The following is a 6000-nucleotide window of genomic DNA, read 5'->3' as shown; positions in this document are numbered from 1 at the left end:
CCCGCTCCCACAGGTATAGTGTCCAGCCGAGAGATACCACACATCCTGTGGGAGCAGGTTCACCCGCGAACACGGGCGAAGCCCGTGCCATCAATCGCGGTGCCTGCTTCGCGGGCTCGCCCGCTCCCACAGGTATAGTGTCCAGCCGAGAGATACCACACATCCTGTGGGAGCAGGTTCACCCGCGAACACGGGCGAAGCCCGTGCCATCAATCGCGGTGCCTGCTTCGCGGGCTCGCCCGCTCCCACAGGTATAGCGTCCATCCGAGAGCTACCACATATCCTGTGGGAGCGGGTTCACCCGCGAACACGGGCGAAGCCCGTGCCATCCACTTCGTCAGCGGGTGAGGGTGGTTACCAACCCTGCGGCATACCCCGGCAATGCCGCAAAGTCGCGTGCACACACCAGCAACCGGCGATTGGCCCATGGTTCCGTCATCGCCACCCAGTGCAACGGCAACACCCCTTGCCAGCGCTTCACCGCAGCCAGCGGCACAATCCCTACTCCGGCTCCGCCCGCAACCATGCGGATCACGCCATCGAACCCTTCGGCACGCACCCGAACCCGCATGCGCCGGCCCTCGCGCAGTGCCTGCTCTTCCAGGTACAACGCCAGTGCACTGCCGGCACCCAGGCCGACATAGCCATGGGCCAGGCTATCGATGAAGCTCGGCGCTTCCTCGCTGGCCAGTGGATGGCGCTGCGGCGTTACAAGCACCAGTGGGTCTTCGCGAAACGGCCGGGTCTGCAGGTGCTCGCTGGGGGCGGCGGTTGAAACTATGCCCAGGTCCGCCATGCCCTGGGTAATCGACTGCACGATGCGCAGGCTCGGCAACTCCTGCACATCCACACTGACGCCTGGGTTTTCAGCCAGGTAGCCGGCCAGCAGCTCCGGCAGGTATTCCGTGAGTGCAGCCGTGTTGCACAGCAGGCGCACCTGGCCCTGCTGCCCTTGAACGTACTGGCCCAGGTCGAACTGCAGGCGCTCGACCTGCTGCGATATCAGCCGGGCATGCTGCAGCAGTGCCTGGCCGGCCAGAGTTGCTTGCACGCCACGGCGGTTGCGTTCCAGCAAAGGGATGCCCAGCGAAGCCTCCATGGCGCGGATCCGCGCACTGGCTGCTGCCAGCGAAAGATGGCTGCGGCTGGCACCGGCGGTGATGTTGCCGCACTCCAGGGTGTGCTGGAACAGCCTGAGGTCGATCAGGTCGAAATGCATGTGGCTCTGTCCTGGCAAGAGTCTGGCTGAGTATATGGCAGATTTTCAGCCCGGCCGACGCACGCCATCATCGGCCCATGAATACCTTGCTCGCTTTCTACCAGAACATTGGCCCAGCGCTGTCGCTGCTGGTGGTACTGACTTTCCTGCTGGCCGGCGCGGTGAAGGGGGTGATCGGCCTCGGCTTGCCGACAATCGCCATGGGCCTGCTGGGCCTGGCTATGTCACCGGCGCAGGCTGCGGCATTGCTGATTGTGCCTTCGACCCTCACCAACCTCTGGCAGCTGGCCAGTGGGGGGCACCTGCGGAGGTTGCTGGCACGCCTGTGGCCGATGCTGGCGATGATCTTCGTCGGTACCTTGCTGGGCAGCGCCTGGCTGGGGATCAACAGCGGCCCTTGGGCCGCACATGCACTGGGCGCGGCCTTGATGGTGTATGCGCTGTACGGGCTGGTCGGTCCGGGCCTGCGCCTGGCACCGGGGCGGGAGCTTTGGCTGGCGCCGCTTTGCGGGCTGGTCACGGGCGTGGTCACGGCGGCGACCGGGGTGTTCGTGATACCGGCTGTACCCTACCTGCAGAGCCTGGGTTTGAATCGGGATCAGATGGTCCAGGCCCTGGGCCTTTCGTTCACGGTTTCGACCCTGGCCCTGGCCGTTGGCCTGGCCGGGCAGCATGCCCTGGGTGGCCAGGCGCTGGGTGCTTCGCTGCTGATGCTGGCGCCGGCCTTCGTCGGCATGCTGGCCGGCCAGTGGCTGCGGCAGCGCATCAGTACGCCGCTGTTCAAACGGTGCTTCTTCATCGGCCTGGCCGCGCTCGGCGGCCATTTGCTGATCAGCGGTTAGCGCTTGATGCGCTGAGCATGTCGATCATCTGGATGTCAAAATCGCGTTCCAGGTAGTCCATGCGTTTTTCGAAGAACGCGGTCATGTGCGGCAGTGCCGAATGCACATCCAGCGCGGCCTTGTCGGCCCAGACCTCGAAGAACACGAACAGGCTCGGGTCCTGCTTGTCGCGCAGCATGTGGTACTCGATGCAGCCCGGCTCCTGGCGGCTTGGCTCGACGTAAGCGCGGAATAGGGTTTCGAACGCTTCAGCCATTTCCGGGCGGGTCTTGGCTTTGAGGATGAAGGCGTACTGCTCACTCATGGGTCGCTACTCGGTGATGGGAGGTGATGCGATTCTAAAGCAATAATGCATTATTGATTCGTGACTTCAGGTCAATTGTATTTTGCCGCTGCATTACTGTATCCCGCGCCCGCGAGCCCCTAACCTGCCGGCCTGAATTTTTTTTCCGCGAGGCCCGCATGAAGAAGATCCTTTTGCTCAACGGTGGTAAACAGTTCGCCCACTCCGACGGTCGTCTGAACACGACCTTGCACGAAGCGGCCATCGCTCACCTGGACCGGGCCGGTTTCGATGTACGCCAGACCTTCATCGACGGTGGCTATGATGCCCAGGAAGAGGTGGAGAAGTTCCTCTGGGCCGATGTGGTCATCTACCAGATGCCCGGCTGGTGGATGGGCGCGCCATGGACCGTTAAAAAGTACATCGACGAGGTGTTCACCGCCGGCCACGGTAGTTTGTATGCCAACGACGGCCGTACCCGTTCGGACCACTCGCAGAAGTACGGCAGTGGTGGCCTGGTGCACGGCAAGCAGTACATGCTTTCGCTGACCTGGAATGCACCGCTGCAGGCATTCGACGACCCTAGCGATTTCTTCGAGGGCAAGGGGGTGGACGCGGTGTACTTCCCATTCCACAAGGCCAACCAGTTCCTCGGCATGACCGGGTTGCCGACTTTCCTGGCGGTGGATGTGATGAAGCGGCCGGATGTGCCGGCTGCTTTGGCGGCCTATGAGGCGCATCTGGACAAGGTATTTGGCAAGGCACAGTAAGGTTTTTCCTGTGCTGGCCTCTTCGCGGGTAAACCCGCTCCCACAGGTACCCCACAGTCTTTGACAACCGTGCAGCACTTGTGGGAGCGGGTTTACCCGCGAAGAGGCCAACACAGGCACCGCTGGACTTGGCCTCGACAAGCGGCTATCTATCCCTGCAGAGACCAATCACAGGCGCAGATGTGAAAACCCGATCCGAAGAACTCCAGGTATTTGTCACCGTCATCGACTGCGGCTCGATTTCCGCTGCTGCCGAGCAGATGGGCCAGACTCCGTCTGCCGTCAGCCGTACCCTGTCGCGCCTTGAAGGCAAGCTGGGTACCACGCTGGTCAACCGCACTACCCGACGCATGGACCTGACCGAGGAGGGCCGCTTCTTCCTCGAGCGCGCGCGGTTGATCCTGGAACAGATGGACGAGATGGAAGAGCGCCTGTCGATGAACCGCCAGACCCCCACCGGGCGCCTGCGCATCAACGCCGCCGCGCCGTTCATGCTGCATGCCATCCTGCCGTGGATCGGTGAGTTCCGCCGCCAATTCCCTGGCATCGAACTGGAACTCAATACCGACGACCTGATCATCGACCTGCTGGAGCAGAGCACCGATGTGGCAATCCGCATCGGTGAACTCGCCGACTCCAGCCTGCACGCGCGCAGCCTGGGATGCAGCCCGGTACAGGTGCTGGCCAGCCCGGCCTACCTCGAGCAACACGGCACGCCGCAGCGGGTTGAGGACCTGGCCAACCACTGCCTGCTTGGCTTCAGCCAGCCCGAATCGCTCAACCACTGGCCACTGCGCCATGCCCAGGGTGACCGCTGGAGCATCCGCCCGGCGCTGATCGCCTCCAGCGGCGAGACCCTGCGCCAATTGGCGCTGGCCGGCGAGGGCATCGTCAGCCTTTCGCACTTCATGACCCACGAGGACATCCGCGCCGGGCGCCTGCAAGTGCTGCTGAGCGAAGCCAACAACGGCTATCGCCAGCCGATCCATGCGGTGTACTACCGCAACACCCAGCTGGCGCTGCGTATCCAGTGCTTCCTCGATTTCATCCAGCGCAAGTTGGCGATGTACGCCAGCTGAGTTGCCTGAACGCGACAGGTCCTGTCCACGGGCGGCGAAACTTCCTGCGGTTGATTGCACAGTCGAAGCGCTTCGGCCTTACTGACTGCTCAACAAAAACAACACCAAGGAAGTGTCATGCGTATTGCTCCGTTCCAGTACCTGGCTCTCGCAGCCGCGATCCTGAGCTGTTCCTCGGTCCATGCCGCCAATCTTGAGGGCGGCGCAGTGGCCGCGCCCGATCAATATGGTGCACAGGTGGCCGCCGATATCCTCAAGAAAGGCGGCAACGCGGTGGATGCGGCAGTGGCCACGGCTTTCACCCTGGCGGTGACTTATCCCGAGGCTGGCAACATCGGCGGTGGCGGGTTCATGACCCTGTTCGTAGACGGCAAACCCTACTTCCTCGATTACCGCGAAGTCGCGCCCAAGGCCGCCACGCGCAACATGTACCTGGACGAAAAGGGTGAGGTCATCGAAAACCTCAGCCTGGTCGGGGCACGTGCTGCTGGCGTTCCGGGCACGGTGATGGGGTTGTGGGAGGCGCATCAGAAGTTCGGCAAGCTGCCCTGGAGCGAACTGCTGACCCCGGCCATCGGCTATGCGAAAAACGGCTTCAAGGTTGCGGCCAAGCAGTACCAGTACCGCAACGACGCCCAGGGCATGTTCAAGACCGCGACCAATTTCAACGACTACTTCGGCAACATGAAGGTCGGCGAGCTTTTCAAGCAACCGGAAATGGCCCAGACCCTGGAACGCATCGCCGACAAGGGCGTGAGCGAGTTCTATCAGGGCAAGACCGCCGATCTGCTGGTGGCGCAGATGCAGGCCGACAAGGGCCTGATCACCAAGCAGGACCTCAAGGACTACAAGGCCGTATGGCGTGAGCCGATGGCCGTGAGCTGGCGTGGCAACGTGGTGTATACCGCGCCACCGCCAAGCTCCGGTGGTGTCGCCCTGGCCCAGCTGCTGGGTATCAAGGAAAACCGGGCGGCGGACTTCAAGGGGGTGGCGCACAACTCGGCGCAGTACATACACCTGTTGGCCGAGATCGAGAAGCGCGTGTTCGCCGACCGCGCCGACTACCTTGGCGACCCGGCCTTCACCAAAGTGCCGGTGGATCAGCTGGTGGCCAAGGACTACCTGGCCAAGCGCGCCGCGCAGGTCAACCCGAAGGCCATTTCCGATACCGACAAGGTCAAGCCGGGCCTGGAACCGCACCAGACCACGCACTTCTCGATCGTCGACAAGCAGGGCAATGCGGTCAGCAACACCTACACCCTCAACCTCGACTACGGCAGTGGTGTGGTGGTGAAAGGCGCCGGCTTCCTGCTCAACGACGAGATGGACGATTTCAGCGCCAAGCCGGGGGCGGCGAATGCCTTTGGTGTGGTAGGTGGCGATGCCAATGCCATCGCCCCGGGCAAGCGCATGCTGTCGTCCATGAGCCCCAGCCTGATGACCCGCGATGGCAAGGTCGAGCTGGTCATCGGCACCCCGGGTGGCTCGCGGATCTTCACCTCGATCTTCCAGGTGATGAACAACCTGTACGACTACGGCATGCCGCTGGACAAGGCGGTGGCGGCGCAGCGCGTGCACCATCAGTTGCTGCCCAAGGACACCATCTACTTCGACAGCTATGCACCGCTTACCGGGCCGGTGGCTGATGAACTGAAGAAGATGGGCTATGTGCTGGAGGACCAGGGCTGGGAGATGGGGGATATCCAGGCGATCCGGGTTGATGGGACGAAGCTGGAGACCGCTTCGGATCCGCGTGGGCGCGGGGTAGGCATGATCGTCAAGTAATACCTGCCAGAATGCTGGGAGG

At 62.8% G+C, this 6000-nt stretch carries 6 protein-coding genes; 4 read left to right on the top strand and 2 right to left on the bottom strand.

All coding sequences use genetic code 11. From position 1 onward, the window contains the following. Positions 1-337: 337 nt before the first annotated feature. A complete protein-coding gene (locus MJ643_RS11030; protein ID WP_013974232.1) occupies positions 338-1219 on the bottom strand; it encodes a LysR family transcriptional regulator in 882 nt (293 codons plus the stop codon). Between the two features lie 77 nt (positions 1220-1296). Here MJ643_RS11030 and MJ643_RS11025 point away from each other — a divergent pair, with 77 nt between their 5' ends. After that, positions 1297-2061: a sulfite exporter TauE/SafE family protein gene (locus MJ643_RS11025; protein WP_013974231.1), complete on the top strand. Its 765-nt coding sequence runs from the start codon at positions 1297-1299 to the stop codon at positions 2059-2061. On the opposite strand, the gene MJ643_RS11020 is transcribed toward MJ643_RS11025, so the two are convergent. Then, positions 2051-2365, bottom strand: a complete 315-nt coding sequence (locus MJ643_RS11020) for a putative quinol monooxygenase (RefSeq protein ID WP_003258316.1) — start codon at positions 2363-2365, stop codon at positions 2051-2053. The two genes, MJ643_RS11025 and MJ643_RS11020, sit on opposite strands and share 11 nt — an antisense overlap. A gap of 158 nt (positions 2366-2523) precedes the next feature. Here MJ643_RS11020 and MJ643_RS11015 point away from each other — a divergent pair, with 158 nt between their 5' ends. The 3 genes from MJ643_RS11015 (at position 2524) to ggt (ending at position 5978) form a co-directional block, all read left to right on the top strand. Then, entirely contained in the window at positions 2524-3114 is a 591-nt protein-coding gene (locus MJ643_RS11015; protein WP_013974230.1) for an NAD(P)H-dependent oxidoreductase, read from the top strand. Between the two features lie 182 nt (positions 3115-3296). Further along, positions 3297-4193 carry a LysR family transcriptional regulator gene (locus tag MJ643_RS11010; protein ID WP_024087744.1) on the top strand — a complete coding sequence of 299 codons (897 nt, stop codon included), beginning with the start codon at positions 3297-3299 and terminating at the stop codon, positions 4191-4193. Positions 4194-4310: 117 nt separating this feature from the next. After that, positions 4311-5978, top strand: coding sequence for a gamma-glutamyltransferase (ggt, locus tag MJ643_RS11005; RefSeq protein ID WP_013974228.1), 1668 nt, complete (start codon positions 4311-4313; stop codon positions 5976-5978). The last annotated feature ends 22 nt before the right edge of the window (positions 5979-6000 follow it).

The sequence above is a fragment of the Pseudomonas sp. PNPG3 genome, from assembly GCF_023093815.1.
Taxonomy (GTDB): Bacteria; Pseudomonadota; Gammaproteobacteria; order Pseudomonadales; family Pseudomonadaceae; genus Aquipseudomonas; species Aquipseudomonas asiatica.
Note: the sequence above shows the minus strand (reverse complement) of the source record. Positions and strands in the feature narration are given on the sequence as shown.